The 20,814-nt window shown below is 76.1% G+C and carries 19 protein-coding genes; 1 reads left to right on the top strand and 18 read right to left on the bottom strand.

Annotated features, from left to right (window positions below; genetic code table 11):
- Positions 1–6 precede the first annotated feature (6 nt).
- The 18 genes from DQ240_RS06130 to mraZ all read right to left on the bottom strand — a co-directional run bounded on the left by DQ240_RS06130 (position 7) and on the right by mraZ (position 19,260).
- Positions 7–600 carry a hypothetical protein gene (locus DQ240_RS06130; RefSeq protein WP_113838730.1) on the bottom strand — a complete coding sequence of 198 codons (594 nt, stop codon included), beginning with the start codon at positions 598–600 and terminating at the stop codon, positions 7–9.
- 111 nt (positions 601–711) lie between these two features.
- The gene (locus DQ240_RS06135) at positions 712–1,434 is read right to left on the bottom strand and encodes a DivIVA domain-containing protein (protein ID WP_113838731.1); all 723 of its coding nucleotides are present in this window, start codon (positions 1,432–1,434) and stop codon (positions 712–714) included.
- A gap of 104 nt (positions 1,435–1,538) precedes the next feature.
- Positions 1,539–1,835 (bottom strand): YggT family protein, encoded by a 297-nt coding sequence (locus tag DQ240_RS06140; RefSeq protein WP_113838732.1) that lies wholly within the window; start codon positions 1,833–1,835, stop codon positions 1,539–1,541.
- Between the two features lie 66 nt (positions 1,836–1,901).
- On the bottom strand, positions 1,902–2,606 hold the full coding sequence (locus DQ240_RS24380; protein WP_113838733.1) for a cell division protein SepF: 705 nt from the start codon (positions 2,604–2,606) through the stop codon (positions 1,902–1,904).
- Positions 2,607–2,619: 13 nt separating this feature from the next.
- Positions 2,620–3,378, bottom strand: coding sequence for a YggS family pyridoxal phosphate-dependent enzyme (locus tag DQ240_RS06150; RefSeq protein WP_113838734.1), 759 nt, complete (start codon positions 3,376–3,378; stop codon positions 2,620–2,622).
- Between the two features lie 20 nt (positions 3,379–3,398).
- Positions 3,399–4,100, bottom strand: a complete 702-nt coding sequence (pgeF, locus tag DQ240_RS06155; RefSeq protein ID WP_199589107.1) for a peptidoglycan editing factor PgeF — start codon at positions 4,098–4,100, stop codon at positions 3,399–3,401.
- An 83-nt stretch (positions 4,101–4,183) separates the two neighbouring features.
- Positions 4,184–5,491 carry a cell division protein FtsZ gene (gene ftsZ / locus DQ240_RS06160; RefSeq protein WP_113838735.1) on the bottom strand — a complete coding sequence of 436 codons (1,308 nt, stop codon included), beginning with the start codon at positions 5,489–5,491 and terminating at the stop codon, positions 4,184–4,186.
- Between the two features lie 352 nt (positions 5,492–5,843).
- Positions 5,844–6,626 carry a cell division protein FtsQ/DivIB gene (locus tag DQ240_RS06165; RefSeq protein WP_233498538.1) on the bottom strand — a complete coding sequence of 261 codons (783 nt, stop codon included), beginning with the start codon at positions 6,624–6,626 and terminating at the stop codon, positions 5,844–5,846.
- Positions 6,623–8,086 carry a UDP-N-acetylmuramate--L-alanine ligase gene (gene murC / locus DQ240_RS06170; protein ID WP_113838736.1) on the bottom strand — a complete coding sequence of 488 codons (1,464 nt, stop codon included), beginning with the start codon at positions 8,084–8,086 and terminating at the stop codon, positions 6,623–6,625. The genes DQ240_RS06165 and murC overlap by 4 nt, the downstream gene beginning before the upstream one ends.
- A 76-nt stretch (positions 8,087–8,162) precedes the next feature.
- The gene (gene murG / locus DQ240_RS06175) at positions 8,163–9,293 is read right to left on the bottom strand and encodes an undecaprenyldiphospho-muramoylpentapeptide beta-N-acetylglucosaminyltransferase (RefSeq protein ID WP_113838737.1); all 1,131 of its coding nucleotides are present in this window, start codon (positions 9,291–9,293) and stop codon (positions 8,163–8,165) included.
- A complete protein-coding gene (gene ftsW, locus DQ240_RS06180) occupies positions 9,290–10,750 on the bottom strand; it encodes a putative lipid II flippase FtsW (protein WP_233498539.1) in 1,461 nt (486 codons plus the stop codon). Before ftsW ends, murG begins: the two co-directional genes overlap by 4 nt.
- Positions 10,751–10,842: 92 nt before the next feature.
- Complete coding sequence (gene mraY / locus DQ240_RS06185; RefSeq protein ID WP_113838738.1) at positions 10,843–11,919, bottom strand: phospho-N-acetylmuramoyl-pentapeptide-transferase; 1,077 nt, start codon at positions 11,917–11,919, stop codon at positions 10,843–10,845.
- Complete coding sequence (murF, locus tag DQ240_RS06190; protein WP_113838739.1) at positions 11,916–13,313, bottom strand: UDP-N-acetylmuramoyl-tripeptide--D-alanyl-D-alanine ligase; 1,398 nt, start codon at positions 13,311–13,313, stop codon at positions 11,916–11,918. The genes mraY and murF overlap by 4 nt, the downstream gene beginning before the upstream one ends.
- Positions 13,310–14,854, bottom strand: coding sequence for a UDP-N-acetylmuramoyl-L-alanyl-D-glutamate--2,6-diaminopimelate ligase (locus tag DQ240_RS06195; protein WP_113838740.1), 1,545 nt, complete (start codon positions 14,852–14,854; stop codon positions 13,310–13,312). The genes murF and DQ240_RS06195 overlap by 4 nt, the downstream gene beginning before the upstream one ends.
- A 59-nt stretch (positions 14,855–14,913) precedes the next feature.
- Complete coding sequence (locus tag DQ240_RS06200) at positions 14,914–16,785, bottom strand: penicillin-binding protein 2 (protein ID WP_113838741.1); 1,872 nt, start codon at positions 16,783–16,785, stop codon at positions 14,914–14,916.
- A gap of 2 nt (positions 16,786–16,787) precedes the next feature.
- Positions 16,788–17,483, bottom strand: coding sequence for a hypothetical protein (locus tag DQ240_RS06205; protein WP_113838742.1), 696 nt, complete (start codon positions 17,481–17,483; stop codon positions 16,788–16,790).
- Entirely contained in the window at positions 17,480–18,448 is a 969-nt protein-coding gene (gene rsmH, locus DQ240_RS06210) for a 16S rRNA (cytosine(1402)-N(4))-methyltransferase RsmH (protein WP_113838743.1), read from the bottom strand. The genes DQ240_RS06205 and rsmH overlap by 4 nt, the downstream gene beginning before the upstream one ends.
- A gap of 377 nt (positions 18,449–18,825) precedes the next feature.
- Entirely contained in the window at positions 18,826–19,260 is a 435-nt protein-coding gene (gene mraZ, locus DQ240_RS06215) for a division/cell wall cluster transcriptional repressor MraZ (RefSeq protein WP_113838744.1), read from the bottom strand.
- 582 nt (positions 19,261–19,842) lie between these two features.
- Here mraZ and DQ240_RS06220 point away from each other — a divergent pair.
- Positions 19,843–20,811 (top strand): MoxR family ATPase, encoded by a 969-nt coding sequence (locus DQ240_RS06220; protein ID WP_233498540.1) that lies wholly within the window; start codon positions 19,843–19,845, stop codon positions 20,809–20,811.
- The last annotated feature ends 3 nt before the right edge of the window (positions 20,812–20,814 follow it).

A 20,814-nucleotide genomic window follows, 5' to 3' on the forward strand; every position in this document is an offset into this window, starting at 1 on the left:
GCGAGGTCAGCTCTTGTCGGCGGCCTTGCGGGCCCGGGCCAGGTCGGCCAGCGAGCGGTCGGGCCGGCACACGCCGCACGGGGTGAACCCGTCGGAGCGGGCCTCGGCCACCGGCAGCGGGATCGTGGGCCGGCCGCGCAACCACCGGCAGTCGGCGAGGTGGTAGCGGGGGTGCTCGTCGACGACGAGCACCTGGTCGCGGAGGTCCACGACCATGAGCAGGTCGGTGACCTCCACGTCCTCCTCGCCCGGGTCCTCGTCGGACGGGGCCTCGTCGGACGCGGCCTCGTGGGCGCCGCGCCGGGCCGGGGCGGCCGGCTCCGCGACCGCCTCCCGTGGCGCCGCCGGCGTGGCCGGCACGTCGTCTGCGGCCGCGGTCCCGGACCCGCTCGTCGACCGGACCTCTGCTCCTCGTGCCTTCTCCGGCTCGACCGCGGCGGCCACCCGGGACCGGGGCCACAGCCGCACCGCGATGAGCAGCACCGCCGCGAGCGCGCAGCAGGCGACGCAGCCCCAGTAGTAGCTCGTCGTCCCCGTGGCGAGGCCGCCGACGAACAGACCCAGCCCCGCGAGCACCAGCAGTCCGGCCGCCAAGATCACCGCTGAACTGTAGCGGCGGACACACCCGCCCCGCCCGTCGGCGCGGCCCCTCCCGGACGCACGAGGGCCCCCGGACCGAGGCGGTCCGGGGGCCCTCGTGCGAGCCGGGGGTCAGGCGGAGGCGTGCTGGTTCTGCCGGCCGGCCGGAGCGGGCTCGGCCGAGCCGCGGCCGTCCAGGTCGCGCAGGTGCGACTCGAGGTAGGACCGCAGCCGGGTGCGGTACTCGCGCTCGTAGGTCCGCAGCTCCTCGATCTTGCGCTCCAGGCTGCTGCGCTTCTGCTCGAGGCCGCTGACGACCTCGGAGTGCCGGCGCTCGGCGTCCTGCTCCAGGGCGGCGGCCTTGGCGCGCGCCTCGCGCTCCAGGGTGTCCACGCGGGTGCGGGCGTCGCCGATCATCGTGTCGGCGCGCATCTTGGCCTCGCTGACCATCTGCTCGCTCTTGGCCCGTGCGTCGGACAGCATCCGCTCGCTGCTGGTCTTGGCGTCGGAGACCATCGCGTCGGCCTGGGCCTTGGCCTCGTTGACGTAGCGGTCGGCCGTCTCGGTGGCCAGGGCCAGCATCCGGGAGGCGCGGGCGCTGTCGTCCTCGCGGGGCGCGGCCGGCGGCGGGGCCTGCACGGGCGCGGGCGCGGGGGCCGGCGCGGGCTGCTCGACGACGGCGGCGGGCGTGCGGCCGGTGTTGGCCCGCAGCTCGTTGTTCTCCTCGATCAGCCGGGCGAGCTCCGCCTCGACGACGTCGAGGAAGGCGTCCACCTCGTCCTCGTCGTATCCGCGCTTGCCGATCGGCGGCTTCTTGAAGACGACGTTGTGGACGTCGGCAGGCGTGAGTGGCAACTAGCTCACCTCGGGTCGGACGGCGGGAACAGGGACGTTCTCGGACGGGCGGCAGCAGCCACCAGCCGACACGCGGCGACGCCGCGACGAGGACAGGGAGGCACTCACGATCTGAGGGCCTGGGTGTCCACGATCCCCTTCAGGATGAACACGGCGATCAGGAGCACCATAAACCCGAGGTCCAGCCGGATGGCTCCCAGGTTCAGCGGCGGGATCACCTTGCGGACCGCCTTCAGCGGCGGGTCCGTGGTGGAGTAGACGACCTCCAGACCGGCCGCGACCAGGCCGGACGGACGCCAGCTGCGGGCCAGCACCATCACCCAGTCGACGACGAACCGCGCGAACAGCAGGATGAGGAAGACGAGCAGCACTGCTGACAGGATCTCCCAGAAAACGGCCACGGTCCTCGTTCGTCCGGGGGCACTGGCGTGCCGCGCTGACCACCGGCCACGGGCGGCCGGCGGCGCCTAGGACTGGTTGAAGAACCCGCCTTCGCGGATCTTCGCCTTGTCCTCGGCGGTCACGTCGACGTCCCGCGGACTGAGCAGGAACACCTTCGCCGTGACGCGCTCGATACTACCGCGCAGCCCGAACGACAGACCGGCGGCGAAGTCCACCAGGCGCTTCGCGTCGGCGTCGTCCATCTCGGTCAGGTTCATGATCACGGGCATGCCCTCGCGGAAGCTCTCGCCGATCTGGCGGGCCTCGTTGTAGGTGCGCGGGTGCAGCGTCGTGATGCGGTAGGGCTTGGGCGTCGGGGCGGGAGCCGGCTCGGGCGCCACGGCGACCACGGGCTCGCGCACCTGGGCGACCGCCGCGCTGGCGGCCGACCCGCCGGGCGACGAGGCCGTGGACAGCCGGCCGGCCGAGGCCGACGTCGAGCCCGCGGCGGGCGCGACCCCCAGGCTGCGGGCGGTGCCCCCGCGGCGCAGCACCACGGGCTCGGGAGCCGGCAGCGGCTCGGGCGCGGCCAGCTCCTCCTCGTAGTAGTCGTAGTGGTCGCGACCCTCGAGGTGACCGTCGTCGTAGCCGTCCTCGGGGAGGTAGCGGCCGTAGCGGCGGTCGTCGTAGCGGTCGTCGGACTGACGGGCGTCGTACCGGCCGTAGGCCCGGGCGTCGTCGTCCTCGACGAGCCCCAGGTAGATGCCCATCTTCCGCATGGCGCCTGCCATCGGACCTCCCCCTCTACTCGGACCTGCGAGGCCCGTGTGACTGGTGTGACTCGCGTGGCTGGTGAGCCGCATCTGACGGGGAGGGTAGGGGCCGCCGGCCGAAGATCGCGGTTCCGACACGCACGAGCGTGGCGCCCGCCGCGACCGCCGCCTCGAGGTCGCCGCTCATCCCGGCCGACAGCCCGGCGGCCTCCGGGTGGTCCGCGCGGACCCGTGCGGCGAGCTCCGCCAGCCGCTCGAACGCCGCGGCCGGCTCCTCCCCCCGGGGTGCCACGGCCATGAGGCCGGCCAGCCGGAGCCCGGCGTGGTCGGCGACGGCGTCGGCCAGCGCGGGGACGACGTCCGGCGCGGCGCCGCCGCGGGCGGCGAGCTCGCCCTCGGGGCCACCGAGGTCGACCTGGACGTAGACCTCGACCGGCCGCCCGGTCTCCTCCCCCACCCGGCCGAGGACCGGGACGAGCGCCTCCCGGTCCACCGAGTGCACGACGGCTCCCAGGCGCGCGACGGCGGCGGCCTTGTTGCGCTGCAGCTGGCCGACGAAGTGCCAGCGGACGTCGACGTCGGCCAGCTCGGCGGCCTTGGCGGTGAGCTCCTGGACCCGGTTCTCACCGAAGTCGCGGTGGCCGAGCGCGGCGAGGGCCCGGACGTCGTCGGCCGGGAAGGTCTTGCTGACGGCCAGGACCTCGACCGACGCCGGGTCGCGACCGGCCGCGCGGGCGGCGGCGTCGACCCGGTCCCGGACCGCGCGCAGGTGCTCGGCGAGCTCGCTCATGCCGGGATCATCCCCGGCCGCTAGTCGAGCCAGACCACCCCGGCCTGCCGGCCGGTGACCCCGTCGCGGCGGTGGGAGAACAGGGTCGGGTCCTCGCCGGTGCAGCGCGGGTCGTGCACCACCTGCGGGATGCCGGCCCGGCGGAGGATCTCCTCGACGCCGGCCCGCAGGTCCAGACCGGGCGTGCCCCTCCGCGTGGGAACGGCGGCGGACGGCGCGACGCGGGCGACGTCGGCCTGCATCTCGGCGGGCACCTCGTAGCAGGCTCCGCACACCGCGGGGCCGAGCAGCGCCGACACGTGCCGGGCGCGGGCACCCAGGCTGGCCATCGCCGACAGCGCCGCGGGGACGACGCCCTGGCGGACCCCCTCGCGGCCGGCGTGCACCGCGGCGACCACGCCGGTCTCGGAGTCGGCCAGCAGGATCGGCACGCAGTCGGCGACGAGCACGCAGAGGACGAGCCCCGGGGTCGAGGTCACCACCGCGTCGGTGGCCGGCAGCGGACCGTCCACCGGGCCGTCGACGACGGCCACGCCACGGCCGTGCACCTGGTCCATCCAGACCAGCCGGTCGCCGGCCGCGCCGATCTCCCGGGCCAGGCGCTCGCGGTTGGCGGCCACCGCGGCGGGGTCGTCGCCGACGTGCCCGCCCAGGTTGAACGAGTCGTACGGGGGAACGGAGCGGCCGCCCCGTCGATCGGTGACGACCCGGCGGGGTCGCACCGCCGAGGGATGAAGGACCCCCTCGCCCCCCACCGCTCGCGAGCTCGCGGCGGGCCCCTGCGAGGGGGCCAGGGGGTCCTCCGTCACTGCCTCAGGAACTCGGGGATGTCGAGCTCCTCCTCGAAGTCCTCGCTGGACAGCGGTCGCCGTCCGGCCGCCGAGGCAGCCGAGACCGGACCCGGGATGGGCGGCAGCGGCGGCACCGTGATGCCCCCGCCCTGCGGACCCGGACGGGCCGGCGCGGGCGCCGGCGCGGCGGCCGGAGCCGGCGCGACCGGTGCACCCTGGTGACCGACCAGCCGCTCCCCCGTCGCGGCCGGAGCCGCCGGGCGGACCGGCTGCGGCACCGCGGCGGGCCGCTGCGCCTGCGGAGGCGTCCCCACCGGTGCCGCCGGCGTCGCCGGGGTCACCGACCCGAACGCGGTGTCCTTGCGGGCACTGGGCCGGCCGCTGTCGAAGCCGGCCGCGATCACCGTCACCCGGACCTCGTCACCCAGGGCGTCGTCGATGACGGCACCGAAGATGATGTTGGCGTCGGCGTGCGCGGCGTCGGAGACCAGCGACGCCGCCTCGTTGATCTCGAACAGGCCGAGGTCCGAGCCGCCGGAGATCGACAGCAGGACGCCGTGGGCGCCCTCCATCGAGGCCTCCAGCAGCGGGCTGGCGATGGCCTGCTCGGCGGCCAGCAGCGCGCGGTTGTCCCCGCGGGCGCTTCCGATGCCCATCAGCGCCGAGCCCGCGCCGGACATGACCGACTTGACGTCGGCGAAGTCCAGGTTGATCAGGCCGGGCGTGGTGATCAGGTCCGTGATGCCCTGGACGCCGGACAGCAGCACCTGGTCGGCGGTGCGGAAGGCGTCCATCACGCTGACGTTGCGGTCGCCGAGCTGCAGCAGCCGGTCGTTGGGGATGACGATGAGCGTGTCGCACTCGTTGCGCAGCTCCTCGATCCCCGACTCGGCCTGCACGGCCCGCCGCTTGCCCTCGAAGGAGAACGGGCGGGTGACGACGCCGATGGTCAGCGCACCGAGCTTCCGGGCGATCGACGCCACGACGGGCGCGCCGCCGGTGCCGGTGCCACCGCCCTCGCCGGCTGTCACGAAGACCATGTCGGCGCCCTTGAGCACCTCCTCGATCTCCTCCCGGTGGTCCTCGGCGGCCTGCCGACCGACGTCGGGCTGCGCGCCGGCGCCCAGCCCGCGGGTGAGCTCGCGGCCGACGTCGAGCTTGACGTCCGCGTCGCTCATCAGCAGCGCCTGGGCGTCGGTGTTGATGGCGATGAACTCGACCCCCTTGAGGCCGACCTCGATCATCCGATTGACCGCGTTCACCCCGCCGCCGCCGATGCCGACGACCTTGATGACCGCGAGGTAGTTGTGCGGAGGTGTCATGTGGGGCTCCCGACCTCGACCCTCATCCTCAAGTAAAGCCTTATAGTTATGTCAACTGGGTCGACGCGGACGAAGTTAGGTGTGGCCAGAGGGGCCTACAAGCACCGTCACGGGCCCGGCGTGTCGCATCGGCAGGACCTCACCGGACTCCGGCGACCCAGTGGTCACATCAGCACCACTGATCGTGACGACCCGCTGCTCATCCGTCTCATGTCGGACTGGACCCCGCCGGACACGCCGTCGGCGGGATCACCGCAGAAGGTTTTCGCGGTCGGGCGTGTCGGAGGGGGTCGGCGTGTCGGCGGTCCGCCCCCCGCAACGCGCCCTCGGCCGCGACTGAAGGCCCGGGGGGTCAGCGCAGGACGACGGCGGACGGCGCGCTGACGTCGATGGTCGCGGCCGGCTCCAGGGCCCCCGACGCCACCTGGCCCAGCAGCGCGACCAGCACGTCGGCCTTCTCGTCGGAGTCCGCGGCCGTCCCCCACAGCACGGTGGTGCCGTCGGTCAGGGTCAGCGTCACGTCGTGCTCGGAGCCGGCGGTGACCGAGGCGAGCTGCTCCCGCACGTCCCGCGGCAGCTCGACCAGCGCGGCGAGCCCGGCGCGGGTGGCCGCGTCGTCGGGTCCGGGGTCGGCGACCTCCAGCGGCACCGCCCCGGCCGGCGGCTCCCCCGTCACGGTGTCGAACAGCACACCGTCGGCGTCCAGCAGCGACCGGGTGCCCGCCTGCTCCACCACGGCCACCGGCACCCGCTCCCGGACGGTGATGACCACCGTCCGCGGCCAGCCGCGGGTCACCTGGACCGAGGCCACCTGCGGCAGGCGGGCGACCCGGGCGGCCGCGGCGTCGACGTCGACGCGCAGCAGCGGCGTGCCCTCGGCCACCCCGGCGGCGGCGCGCACTTGCTCGGCGGTGAGCGATCCGGCGCCGTCCACCCGCACCGTGGAGACGGCCAGCAGCGGACTCCCCCACACGACCCAGACCGCCACCAGCACCGCGCTGACCAGCAGGCCGATGCGCACGGCCAGCCGGCGGCGGGGGTCGACCGGCCGCGGTCGCCGCGGCGACCGGTCCGGCCGGCGCGGCTCGGGGGCCGGGCCGCGCTGCCGGTCGCGCGTGGTGGCGGCGCGGCTCACCGGTCCGGTGCCGCGCCGTCGGGCGGCGGGGCGGATCCGGCGTCCCGGGCGGTCAGCGCCGCGATCACCTCGGGACCCACCATCGACACGTTCCCGGCACCCATCGTGATCACGAGGTCACCGGGCCGGGCCCGCTCGGCCAGCGCCGGGGCGGTCGCCGACCAGGACGACTCGAAGTGCACGCGCCCGGCCGGCAGGGGGACGGCGTCGGCCACCAGCGCGCCGGTCACCCCGGGCACCGGGTCCTCGCGGGCGCCGTAGACGTCCATGACCACGACCTCGTCGGCCAGCCCGAGGGCCTCACCGAAGCCGTCGGCGAACTCCCGGGTGCGGCTGTAGAGGTGCGGCTGGAAGGCGACGACGACGCGCCCCTCCCCCGCCACGGCGCGGGCGGCCAGCAGCTGCGCGCGCACCTCGGTCGGGTGGTGGGCGTAGTCGTCGTAGACGCGGACCCCACCGGCGACGCCCTTGAGCTCGAACCGGCGGTGCACGCCGCCGAAGCGGCCCAGCCCGGCGATCAGCCCCTCGGCCGGGAGCCCGAGCTCGAGGCCGGCCAGCAGCGCGGCGGCGCTGTTGCGGGCCATGTGCTCGCCGGGCACCCGGATACCGACCCGGCCGATGGTCTCCCCGTCCAGCACCGCGGTCCACGACGTGGTCTCGCGGCCGACCTCGACGTCCACCAGGCGCAGGTCGGCGTCCGCGGACGTGCCGTAGGTCCGGACCCGGGCGGGGGTGGGCACCTGCCGGAGGCGGGCCGCGCCGGGGTCGTCGGCGCACAGCACGACGAAGCCGTCGGGGGCCAGCGTGCCGAGGAACCGGTCGAACGCCTCCTCGACGGCGGCGAGGTCGCCGTAGTTGTCCAGGTGGTCGGCCTCGACGTTGGTGACGGTCGCCCCGTGCGGCGCCAGCAGCAGGAACGACCGGTCGCTCTCGTCGGCCTCGGCCACGAAGACGTCGCCCTGCCCCGAGTGGGCGTTGCTGCCGGACTCGTTGAGGTCACCGCCGATCGCGAACGAGGGGTCGGCGCCGCACGCCTGGACCGCGACGGTGAGCATCGAGGTGGTCGAGGTCTTGCCGTGCGTGCCGGCGACCGCCACGCTGCGCCGGCCGGCCATGACGGCGGCCAGGGCCACCGCCCGGGGGATCACCCGCAGGCCGCGCTCACGGGCGGCGGCGAGCTCGGGGTTGTCCTCCCGGATGGCGGTGGAGACCACGACCGTGTCGGCGTCGCCCAGGTTCTCCGGCGCGTGACCGAGGACGACCCGCGCGCCCAGCGCCCGCAGGGCCAGGAGCGTGGGGGTGTCGCGGCGGTCGGTGCCCGAGACCCGGACGCCGCGGGCCAGCATGATCCGGGCGATCCCGCTCATCCCCGCCCCGCCGATCCCGACGAAGTGCACGCCGCCGAGCTCGGCCAGCGCCGGGATCGGGTCCTTCCAGGCGGCCACCGCAGCAGCACTCACGGAGCCTCCTCGCTGGCGCTCGTCGGCTTCGTTCGTGCCTGCACTGCTCTTTCCTCGGATGAGCTCGCGAGCTCGCTCATCTACGAGCCACCTCCAGCACGATGTCGGCCAGCCGCTCGTCGGCGTCCGGCACACCGGCGGCCGCGGCGTGCGCCGCGTACCCGGCCAGCGCCGACGGGTCGGTCAGCAGCGGCACCAGGTGATCGGCGATCCAGGCCGGGGACAGCTCGGCGTCGTCCACCAGCATCCCTCCCCCGGCCTCGACGACGGGCAGCGCGTTGCGGCGCTGCTCCCCGTTGCCGATGGGCAGCGGCACGAACGCCGCGGGCAGCCCGACCGCCGAGAGCTCGGCGACGGTCACCGCACCCGACCGGCAGAGTGCCAGGTCCGCGGCGGCGTAGGCGAGGTCCATGCGCTCCAGGTAGTCGACGACGACGTAAGGAGCCTGCCCCGCGGCGCGGTCGGGCACGACGACGTCGGTGTTCTTGGGTCCGCGCGCGTGCAGCACCTGCACCCCGGCGCCCGTGAGCGCGTCGGCGGCGCCGACCGCGGCGCGGTTGAGCGACGCGGCCCCCTGCGAGCCACCGAAGACCAGCAGCGTCGGCCGCTCGGGGTCCAGCCCGAAGGCTGCCCGCGCCTCGGCCCGGCGCGCGAGGCGGTCCAGCGAGCTGATCGCCGTCCGCAGCGGCATGCCGACGTGCTCACCGCGATGCAGCGGCGTGCCCGGCACCGTGACGGCCACGCGCGCGGCGATGCGGGCGCCGATCCGGTTGGCCAGGCCCGGCAGCGCGTTCTGCTCGTGCACGACGATCGGTATCCCCGCCCGCCCTCGCCGGCCCCGGGCCGCCAGGTAGGCCGGCAGCGCCACGTAGCCGCCGAAGCCGACGACGACGTCGGCGGAGAGCTCGTCGAGCAGCGCACGGGTCTCCCGGACCGCGCGCCGCACGCGGCCCGGCACCCGGAGCAGGTCCGGGGTCGGCGTGCGCGGCAGCGGCACGGGCGGGATCAGCCGCAGGTCGTAGCCGCGGGCGGGTACCAGCCGGGTCTCCATGCCCCGGGCGGTGCCCAGGCAGGTCACCCGGACACCACCGGCCACGGCACCGGCCCGGCGCAGCAGCGCGTCGGCCAGTGCCAGCATCGGCTCGATGTGCCCGCCGGTGCCGCCGCCGGCGAGCACCACGCTGACCGGCCGGTCCGCGGCGGTCACCGGGGCCGCCTCGGGGCGTCCGGCGCCGCGGCGCGGGCCCGGGCCGGGGGCTGCCGCCGGGACTCGCCGGCGCGGGGCCGCTCGGGCACCGACCGCCGCTCCCGCGGTGCGGCGGCGCGCTCGCGCGGCTGGCCGGAGGTCCGGGCGGGCGGGACGCGCACGACGGTCCGGGCGCCGGCGGCCGGCCGGGGCGTGCGCGGCTCGGCGGGGCGGCGCCGGCTGCGCGGCCGGACCGGGTCCACCGCGGCGGGGGGCACGGGCAGCAGCAGCCGGCCGAGGCGGCCGCTCTCCCGCTGCCGCAGGTGCTCGATCGCCGCGGGCTCGGAGCGGGCGAAGCGGATCAGCAGGCCGACGATGAAGAGGGTGAGCACCAGCGACGTGCCACCGGCCGAGATCAACGGCAGCGTCACGCCGGTCACCGGCCCCAGTCCCACCACGTACCCCATGTTCATGGCTGCCTGGCCGACCAGCCACACGGTGATGGCCACGCTGGCCAGCTGGACGAACCGGTCGGCCGACCGCTTGGCGATCCGGAAGCCGGCCGCGGCCAGGACGCCGTACAGCGCGACGACGACGAGGCAGCCGAGGAAACCCAGCTCCTCGCCGATGATCGCGAAGATGTAGTCCGACTCCGCCTCGGGCAGCAGGTTCCACTTCATCGCGCTGTTGCCCAGGCCCACGCCCCAGAACCCGCCGGTGGCCAGGGCGTAGAAACCGCGGATCGCCTGGAAGCCGGCGTTGGTGGGGTCGGCCTCGGGGTCCAGGAACGACGTCAGCCGCTCCATGCGGTACGGCGCCACGACCACGAGCGCGGCGGCGGCCGCCACCCCCGCGCCGAGGATCCCGGCCCACACGCGCCAGGGTGCGCCGGCGGCGAGCAGCAGCCCGCACAGCACCAGGCCGAGGGTGACGCTGGCCCCGAAGTCCGGCTCGAGCATGAGCAGCGCGCAGAGCAGCAGGAACACCGGGACCAGCGGCACGAGCAGGCTCTGCACGGTGAGGTAGCTGGCCCGCAGCGCCAGCACGTGGGCGCCCCACAGGGCCAGCACGAGCTTGGCGACCTCGGAGGGCTGGAAGTTGGTGAAGCCGAGGTCGAACCAGGCGCGGGACCCGTTGAGCTCGGTGCCGATCCCGGGGATGGCGACGAGCAGGAGCAGGACGAGCACCGCGAGCATCGCCGGGCGCACGAAGCGCCGGATGACGGCGGTGGGCAGGCGCACGGCGACCAGCAGGGCGACCACCCCGATGGCCGCGAAGACCAGCTGCTCGACCCCGGGACGCCAGGCGGGCTGGTTGGCCAGCGCCGCCTCGATCGCCGAGGCGGAGAAGACCATCACCAGGCCGATCGCCAGCAGCATGCCGGCGGCGCCGATCACCAGGTGGCTGCTGGTCATCGGGCCGTCGAGCCACCGCGGCAGCGCGAGCGCGCGCCGGCCGCGGCCGTCGGTGGGGTCCATCCCGCCATCGTCGCCGCTGGGCGCCGTCCCGCCCGGGAACGGCCGGGCGTGTCGCCTGGGAAGCGTGTGGCCTGGGTGACGGGGAGCCGGGCTCACAGCCCCGTGAACGACAGCCAGTCGGCGTAGAACAGCCCCAGCCCGAAGGCGACCGCCATGGCCGTGACGAGCCAGAACCGGACGATGACGGTGTTCTCCTGCCACCCGGCCAGCTCGAAGTGGTGGTGCAGCGGCGCCATCCGGAACACCCGCCGCCGGGTCGCCCGGAAGAAGGCCACCTGGATCACGACCGACAGCGTCACGGCGACGAACAGACCACCCAGGACGACGAGCAGCAGCTCGGTGCGGGTGACGATGGCCAGGCCCGACAGCAGCCCGCCCAGCGCCAGCGAGCCGGTGTCGCCCATGAAGATCTTCGCCGGGCTGGTGTTCCACCACAGGAAGCCGAGGCAGGCGCCCATCGCGGCGACCGCGACGAGCGTGACGTCGAGCGGGTCGCGCACCTCGTAGCAGCCCTCGACCGCGGCGGTGGCGCAGTCGTGGGTGAACTGCCAGAAGGAGATGACGACGTAGGAGCCGAACACCATCGCCGACGCGCCCGCGGCCAGCCCGTCCAGGCCGTCGGTCAGGTTCACCGCGTTCGAGAAGCCGGCGATGAACAGGTACGCCAGCACCACGAACAGCACCGGCCCCAGGGCCAGCGGCGCGATGTCGCGGACGTAGGAGACCCAGGTCGAGGCGGGCGTGACCCCGTCGGAGGGGAAGTTGATCGCCAGCACCGCGAACGTCACGCCGACGACGAGCTGGCCGACCAGCTTCGCCGTCTTGTTCAGGCCGAGGCTGCGCCGGTAGCGGATCTTGAGGTAGTCGTCGAGGAAGCCGACGGTGCCCAGCCCCGCCATGAGGAACAGCAGCAGCAGACCGGTGGCGGTGACCCCGCGGCCGGGCTGGCCCAGCAGGAACAGGTGGGCCACGAGGTAGCCGCCGATGGTGGCCCCGACGATGACGGTGCCGCCCATGGTGGGCGTGCCCTTCTTCGACAGGTGGGTCTCGGGGCCGTCGTCGCGGATCTCCTGGCCGAAGCCCTTGCGCCGGAAGAGGTGCACCGCCATCGGCGTGGCGAGGATCGAGAAGACCAGCCCGAACGCGCCGGCGATGAGGACGGACTTCACGCGGTCGCCCCGTCGTCGAGCAGGTCGGCGGCGAGCAGCTCCAGCCCGAAGGCACGGCTGGCCTTGACCAGCACGACGTCGCCGGGCACGAGCACCTCCGTGAGCAGCGCGCGGGCGGCAGCCCGGTCCGGCACGTGCACCGACCCCTCTCCGTCCCGGGCACCCGCGGCGCGGGCCCCGGTCGCTATCCCTACCGCATCGGGGCCCACGGCCACGACGATCTCGGCTCCGGCGGCGATCGCGTCGCGGCCCAGCCGTTCGTGCTCGGCGTCCGCGTCCGGCCCGAGCTCGGCCATGCCGCCGAGGACGGCGATGCGGCGCGTGCCGGCCATCCCGGCGATCGCGGCCAGAGCGGCGCGCATCGACTCGGGGTTGGCGTTGTAGGCGTCGTTGACCACGGTGACGCCGTCGGCCCGGCGGGTGACCTCCATCCGCCAGCGGCTGCGCACCTCCGCGGCCGACAGCGCCGCGGCGACGGCGGCCGGTGCCATGCCCGCGGCCAGCGCGGCCCCGGCGGCGGACAGGGCGTTGGCCACCTGGTGCTCGCCGACCACCTGCAGCGTCACCGGGTGCTCCTCGCCGGCGGCGACCAGGGTGAACGCGGCCCGCCCCCCGGCGTCGAGCGCGACAGCGACCGCGCGCACGTCGGCGTCCGCGCCCCGCCCGGTGCGCAGGACCCGGGCGCGGGTGCGCGGCGCCATCCCGATCACCCGGGGGTCGTCGGCGTTGAGCACGGCGGTGCCGTCCTCGGGCAGCGACTCCACCAGTTCACCCTTGGCCCGGGCGATGCCCTCCGGCGAGCCGAACTCGCCGAGGTGCGCCGAACCGACGTTGAGGACGACGCCGATGCGCGGCCGGGCCACCGCGCAGAGCCGGGCGATGTGGCCGATCCCGCGGGCGCCCATCTCCAGCACCAGGTGGCGGGTGGTGGCGTCGGCGGAGAGCACGGTCAGCGGCATGCCGATGTCGTTGTTGAACGAGCCGGGCGGGCTGACCGTGGGGCCGTGGGTGGCCAGCACCTGGCCGAGGAGGTCCTTGGTGGAGGTCTTGCCCGACGAGCCGGTGATGCCGAGCGTGACCAGTCCGCCGTCGACCAGCCGCTCGTGCACCGCGGTGGCGAGCCGGCCGAGCGCGGCGACCGTGTCGTCCACGACCACGCACGGCAGCGCGTCGTCGTCCCGGGTGGTCAGCGCGCCCGCGGCTCCGGCGGCGGCCGCGGCGCCCAGGAAGTCGTGGCCGTCGACCCGCTCCCCGGGCAGCGCCACGAACAGGTCGCCGGCGGCCAGGGTGCGGGAGTCGATCGTCACGGCACCGGTCACGACGGCGCCGGGGTCGCCGGAGGCGAGGCGGCCGCCGACCGCCGCGGCGACCTCGGCCAGCGTCAGGGCGATCACCGGGCACCGACCCGGGCGAGCTCCTCGCGCAGCACCTCGCGGTCGTCGAACGGCGTCACCACTCCGGCGGTCTCCTGCCCGGTCTCGTGCCCCTTGCCGGCGACCAGCACGGTGTCGCCGGGGCGGGCGGACGCCACCGCCTCGGCGATGGCGGCCCGCCGGTCCCCGATCTCCAGCACCGCGGAGCGTCGGTCGGCGGGCACACCCGCGAGCATGGCCGCCCGGATCGCCGACGGCTCCTCGGAGCGCGGGTTGTCGTCGGTGACCACGAGCAGGTCGCTGCCGGCCGCCGCGGCGGCGCCCATCGCCGGCCGCTTGCCCGGGTCGCGGTCCCCGCCGCAGCCGAGCACGGTGATCAGCCGGCCGGTCGTGGCGCCGCGCAGGGCGGCCAGCGCGGTGGCGACGGCGTCGGGGGTGTGCGCGTAGTCGACGACGGCGACGAACGGCTGGCCGGCGTCGACCGGCTCCATCCGGCCCGGCACCACGGTCTCGGCCAGGCCGCGCAGGGCGGCCTCCACCGGCACGCCGACGGCGTCGAGCAGCGCGACGGCCAGCACGGCGTTGGCCACGTTGAACCGCCCGGGCAGCCGCAGGCGGGCGTCCCAGGAGCGGTCGCCGGGGCCGTGCAGGGTGAAGGTGGAGCCGCCACCGGGGGCGGGTACGACGTCGGAGGCGGTCCAGTCGGCGGGGCGCCGGCCGGAGCTCGCCACGGTGACCGCGCGCCGGCCGTCGAGCATGCCGGTCAGCCGCCGGCCGTGCTCGTCGTCGACGTCGACGACCTCCACGGCGGCGCGGCCGTCGAACAGCATCGCCTTGGCCCGGAAGTAGTCCTCCAGGTCGCGGTGGAAGTCCAGGTGGTCCTGGCTGAGGTTGGTGAAGCCGGCCGCGGCGAACGGCACGCCCCCGACCCGGCCGAGCACCAGGGCGTGGCTGGAGACCTCCATGACCACGGCCTCGACGCCGGACTCGGCCATGCCGGCCAGCAGCGCGTGCAGCAGCGGTGCCTCGGGGGTGGTCCGCGCGCTCGGGATGGCGACCGGCTCGGCGCCGGGCAGCCGGGTGCGCATCTGCACGGTGCCGATCAGCCCGGTGCCCCGCCCGGCGGCGACCAGCCCGGCCTCCACGAGGTAGGCGGTCGTCGTCTTGCCGTTGGTGCCGGTGATGCCGATGACCTGCAGGCGGCGGGCCGGCTCGCCGTAGACGCGCGCGGCCACGGCACCGAGGACGGCCCGCGGGTCCTCGACCACGCAGACCGGCAGGCCGGTGGCGCACGCCTCGGCGCGTCCGGTGGGATCGGTGAGCACCGCGCGGGCGCCCCGGTCGAGGGCGTCGCCGACGTAGCGGACGCCGTGCGTGCGGGCGCCCGGCAGGGCGGCGTACAGGTCGCCGGGGCGCACGTCGCCGGAGGCGAGGGTGACGCCGGTGACCGTCGTACCGGGGTCGCCCTGCACGGGCGGACCGACCAGGTCGGCCAGGTCGGTGAGGGGCAGCGGCGCGGTACCCGCGGGCCGGGGCGCCGCCCCGGGCGCGGTCGGGGTCACGAGGCTCCAATCTACCGGTGGCGCGCGGAGACCCCGGGGTCCGCGCGGAGCTGGGGTGGCTAGTCGCCGGCGGTGAGGACGAACTCGGGACGGGCGGTGCCCGAGGGGACGACGCCGCCGGCGGTGAGGGCGTAGCGCATGACGTCGGCGAAGACCGGGGCGGCGACCTGCCCGCCCTCGGCGGAGCTGGTGGGCCGCTCGAGGTCGACGGCGACGACGTACTGCGGGTCGTCGGCCGGGGCGAAGCCGACGAACGTCGTCACGTAGCCGCCGCCGGCGTAGCAGCTGCACTCGGGGTTGGCGCGCTGGGCGGTACCGGTCTTGCCGGCGACCCGGAACCCGTCGATCTGGCCGAGCGGGGCGGTGCCGCCGGGGCCGACGACCGCCTCGAGCATGTAGGCGACGTCGTCGGCGGTGTCCTCGCTGATCACCCGGGTCGGCTGCGGCCGCTCGACCGGGGTGACGGTGCCGTCGGCGGCGGTGACCGAGGAGACCAGGCGCGGCTCGATGCGCACCCCGCCGTTGGCGATGGCCTGGTACGCCGACGCCATCTGCAGCGAGGTGACCGAGACGCCCTGCCCGATCGGCACGTTGGCCGCGCGGCTGGCCGTCCAGTCCGCGGCGGGCTGCAGGATGCCGGCGCTCTCCCCCGGCAGCTCGATGCCGGTCGTGCTCCCGATGCCGAAGGCCCGCAGGTACTCCTCGAGCCGCTCGTCGCCGAGCTCCCGCGCCAGCATGATCGTGCCGACGTTGCTGGACTTGGCGAGGATGCCGGTGACCGACCAGTCGACCGGCGCGTGGTCGTGGGCGTCGGTGACGACGGCGTCCCCGGCCTGGATGTGGCCGGGCACGGTCAGGAACTCGTCGGGGGTGGTGAGCCCCTCCTCGATCGCGCCGGCGAGGGTGACGGCCTTCATGACCGAGCCCGGCTCGAAGACCTGCGACACGACCGGGTTGCCGAGCAGCTCCGGGTCGGTGCTGCGGGCCGCGCCGGGGTCGTAGCCGGGGCAGCTCCCCATCGCGACGACCTCGCCGGTCTGCACGTCGAGGACGACGGCCGAGGCGCGGGTCGTGGCGCCGTCGCGGCAGGCCTCGCCGAGCCGCTGCTCCATGACGTACTGCACGTCCTGGTCCAGGGTCAGCTGCACCGAGCTGCCGTCGACGGCGGGGGTGGACTCGTCGATGCCCGACGGGATGGGGTTGCCGCCGCTGCCGACCTCGACCCGTCGCTCGCCGTTGGTGCCCGACAGCTGCTCGTCGAAGCGCTGCTCGATCCCGGCCAGTCCCGCGCCGTCGCGGCCGACGAAGCCGACCACCTGCCCGCCGACGAAGCCGGCCGGGTAGAGCCGCATCGGCTCGTCCTCGAAGAGGACGCCGTCGAGCTCGAGGTCCTCGATCGCGGAGACGGTCTCCGGGGAGACCTGGTGGGCGAGCTCCACGTAGCGACCGTCGCGGCTCAGCAGCTCGGTCAGCTCGGACACCGGGACGTCGAGCAGCGTGGTGAGGGCCAGGGCCGTCCGCTGGGGGTCGGCCACGAGCGCGGGGTCGGCCACGACCAGCGACGCGTCGACGGTGTAGGCGAGCAGGTTGCCGTCGCGGTCGAGGACCTGACCGCGCAGGGCGGCGATGTCGACGGTGCGCAGGCGGGACTGGGACGCGGCCTCGGCGTACTCCCCGCTGCCGACGCCCTGGAGCAGGACGAGCTTCCCCGTGACCAGCAGCAGCGCGATGGCGATGAGCGCCATCCCGGCCCGCATGCCGCGGGGCGGCAGCACCGGCAGCGTGTCGCGACGACGGCGACCGGGAGCGCGCCGCGGGACGAAGGCGCCGGCCGACCGGGACCCGGGGACGGGACCGGCGTCGGCGCCCGGGCGGACCGTGCGGCCCGGCGCCGGGCGCCGGCCCGGGGGTGGGCGGTGCGGGGTGGACACGGTCAGCCCCCCGGAGGGGGCTCGGCGGCGGGAGGCGCCGGGGCCGGCTCCGGCGTGCCGCGCAGGACGACGGAGCCGTCGGGCCCGAGGACCAGGTAGCCGGCGGTCCCGGCCGGGACCAGACCCGCCGCGGCGGCGGCCGCGGCCATGGCCCCCGGCGTGCCGGCGGCGACGACCTGCTCCTCCAGCCGCTCCAGCCGCTGGGTGCGCTCGGTGTTCTCGGCGCGCGCCTCCGTGGCCTTGAGCGAGTTGACCGCGATCGCGGTGTTGAGGAAGAGCAGCGCCAGCGTGGTGCCGAGCAGGAGGGCGACCACCAGGAGCACGAAGGGCGCGCGCCGGGCGTTGGCGCCGACGGCCGCGACGCGGCGGCGCCGGGCGGTCGGCGCGGGAGCGGGGGCCGGCGCCTCGCGCGGCACGGCCGCCGGCCGGGACCGCGTGCCGGTGCGGACCGGGGCGGAGTGGGCGCGCCCGCGGACCGGGGTGGCCGGAGCGGCGGCGCGCGGGGTGGTGGTCCGCGGCGCGGCGGTGCGCGGCGCGGCGGTGCGCGGTGCGGCGGTGCGGGGCGCGGTGGCGCGCGGGGTCGGGACCCGGGGCGTCGCGGTCCGCGGCGTGGACGTCCGGGGGGTGGAGGTCCGGGGGCGGGCGACGGGGCGGGGGCCGTCGTCCTCGGGCCGCGGAGCGCGGGCGGCGGCGCTCATGCCGCCCGCCGGATCCGCTCGGCGGCGCGCACGCGAGCCGAGGCGGCCCGCGGGTTGGCCTCGACCTCGGCGTCCGAGGGCGCCTCGCCGCCGCGGGTCACGAGCTGGAGCACCGGGGCGAGCTCGGGCACGGGCATGGGGAACTCCGGCGGCGTGCGGTCGGTGGCGCCGGCGGCGAGGACCTGCTTGACGATCCGGTCCTCGAGGGAGTGGAAGGTGATGACGACGACGCGGCCGCCCACGGCCAGGGCGTCGAGCGCCGCCGGCAGGGCGCGCTCGAGCACCCCGAGCTCGTCGTTGACCTCGATGCGCAGCGCCTGGAACGTCCGCTTGGCGGGGTGCCCGCCGGTGCGCCGGGTCGCGGCGGGGATCGAGTCCCGGACCAGGTCGGCCAGCCGGCCGGTGCGGTCGAACGGCTCGCGGCGGCGCTCGCGCTCGATGGCGGCGGCGATCCGGCCGGCGAAGCGCTCCTCGCCGTAGACCCGCAGCACGCGGGCGAGCTCGCCGGCGCTGTAGGTGTTCACCACCTCGGCCGCGGTGCGCCCCGTGGTGGGGTCCATGCGCATGTCGAGGGGGGCGTCGGCGGAGTAGCTGAAGCCGCGGTCGGGCCGGTCGAGCTGCAGCGAGGAGACGCCGAGGTCGAACAGGACGCCCTGGACCTCGGGGATCCCCAGGGACTCCAGGACCTCCGGCAGCTCGTCGAAGACGGCGGGCACGAGGGTGGCGCGGTCGGCGTGGCCGGCCGCGGCGATCCGGCGGCCGGCCTCCGCACGGGCGTCGGGGTCGCGGTCGAGGCCGACCAGGCGCAGGCCGGGATGGGCGTCGAGCATCGCGAGGGAGTGGCCGGCCAGCCCGAGCGTGGCGTCGACGAGGACGGCTCCGGGGGCGGCGCAGGCGGGTGCCAGCAGCTCGGTCACCCGCTCCAGGAGGACCGGGACGTGCACAGCGGGCTCGCTGCTGCTCATCGTCGGTGCTCCTCGAACGGGTCGTGTGCGGGCTCGTCCATGGTGGCGTGGAGCGCGGCGGGGGGCGGGCAGCGGCGGGGCGGATCGCCGCCGGGCCGGTGCCGGTGGGGCGGGTGGGGTGGGGTGCGGGTGCGGGTCCGGGCGCCCCGCGGAGTCGTCGCCTGGCGCCGGGGAAGTGCGTCAGGTGGTGCTCCGCGGGGGCGCCGGTGTCCGCGAGCCCCCGGCCGGGGAGCCGGGGTGCGACGTGCCGAGCGGGTCGGCGCCTGACGCGGGGTGGACCGAGTCGCGGGGAAGGCGACTCGGGCCGGAGCCGGTCGAGCCGCGGGGAAGGCGGCTCGAACGACGGGGCGCGGAGGCTGTCGCGGGGGCGGTGCGGCTCAGGACAGGGTGGGCATCCCCTCGCTCTCCATCGCGGCGTAGGCGGCCTCCTGCTCGGCCACGTAGGCGTCCCACATGGCGGCGTCCCAGATCTCGAAGCGGGTGTCGACGCCGACGACGACGACGTCGCGGTCCAGGCCGGCGTACTCACGCAGGCTCGCCGGGATGGTGATGCGGCCGGTCTTGTCCGGCTCGACCTCGACCATGGAGCCGAAGCTCATGCGGGCGCGCATGCGGGCCTCGGCGGTGTCGGAGGGGGCCATCGCGGCGGCGGTGGCGCTCTGCTCGGCGACCCGGGCCATGGTGAGGCCGTAGATGCAGCGCTCCTGGCCCTTCTTGATCACCATGCCGTCACCGACCTGCTCGCGGAAGCGGACGGGGAGCGCGAGCCGGCCCTTCTCGTCGAGGCGCAACGGGTAGCTGCCGACGAACACCGGATCACCTCCCCCATCGGTCCTCCCTGACGTCCGCGGGGACCCCGGGACGGGCCCTGCCTCCCCACCGGGCCACACAGTAACCCACTACGCCCCACTGGACACCACTCGACACCATGTCGTGACAGCTCTCCCCCACCGCCGCCCCCGAGGCCTCCCCGCGCAGGTCAGGCGGGCGTCCCCGCAGCGGCCGCAGGAGCTCGCGGGAGGCGACCGGGCACCACCGGAGGGGTCGACGACGGCGCCGAGGAGGTGGGCCCGGGAGCCCCGGTGGAGGCCCCGTGGGGCCGGGTGGGGTGGCCGGTGGGTCCCGGTGGGGCGGGCCGTGGGGCGCGGTGGGGCCGGAGGTGGGGCGCGGTGGGGACGCCCGGTGGGGCGCGGTGGGGACGGCCGTGCGACTCGGCCCCGGTCGCCGTCCGGCTCGACCCGGTCCGTCGTCCCTGGAGCCGCGCCGCGGCCCGGCCGGAGGGACGGCGACGCGGCTCCACCCGCGCCGCCGCGGGGACCGACGGCACCGGGCGGCCCGGGCGGACGGGTCTCGGAACGGCCCGCGGGTGGCGCCGGACACGTACCGTGGGGCCGGTGACCGACGTGTACCGGCCCGTCCCGACGGTCGACGTCGCAGCCACCGGTGCGCGGGTGCTCGCCAACGTGGACGCCGTCGTCCGCGGCAAACCCGAGGTCGTCCGCATGGCGCTGGTCGTGCTGCTGGCCGAGGGGCACCTGCTGGTGGAGGACGTCCCCGGCGTCGGCAAGACCACCCTGGCGAAGGCGCTGGCCGGCTCGATCGACGCGAGCGTGCGGCGCATCCAGTTCACCCCGGACCTGCTGCCCAGCGACGTGACCGGCGTGGCGGTGTACGACCAGGAGTCCCGCGAGTTCGAGTTCAAGCCCGGGGCGGTGTTCGCCAACCTCGTCGTCGCCGACGAGATCAACCGGGCCTCGCCCAAGACGCAGTCGGCGCTGCTGGAGTGCATGGAGGAGCGCCAGGTCACCGTGGACGGCGTCAGCTACGAGCTGGCCCGGCCGTTCATGGTCGTCGCGACGCAGAACCCGATCGAGATGGAGGGCACCTACCCCCTCCCCGAGGCGCAGCGGGACCGGTTCACCGCGCGGGTGTCGATGGGCTACCCGAACCGTGAGGCCGAGCTCGCGATGCTCGACGACCAGACCGGCGTCGACCCGCTGAGCACGCTGCGGCCGGTCGCCGACGCCGCGACGATCCGCGACCTGGTGGCGGCGGTCGGCGCGCTGCACGTCTCCGACGCGGTGCGCCGCTACGTCGTGGCGCTGGTCGAGGGCACCCGCCGCTCGCCGGAGCTGCGGCTGGGCGCCTCGCCGCGGGCGGGGGTGCAGCTGCTGCGCACGGCCCGGGCCGCCGCGGCGCTGGCCGGGCGGGACCACGTGCTGCCCGACGACGTCCAGGCGCTCGCCGTCCCGGTGCTGGCCCACCGGCTGCTGCTGTCGGCCGACGCCGCCGGGGCCCGGCGCACCGGCGAGCAGGTGGTGACCGGTCTGCTGCGCACCACCCCGGTGCCCCGCGGGCGCTGAGCG

The organism is Blastococcus sp. TF02A-26 (genome assembly GCF_003319125.1).
Taxonomy (GTDB): Bacteria; Actinomycetota; Actinomycetes; order Mycobacteriales; family Geodermatophilaceae; genus Trujillonella.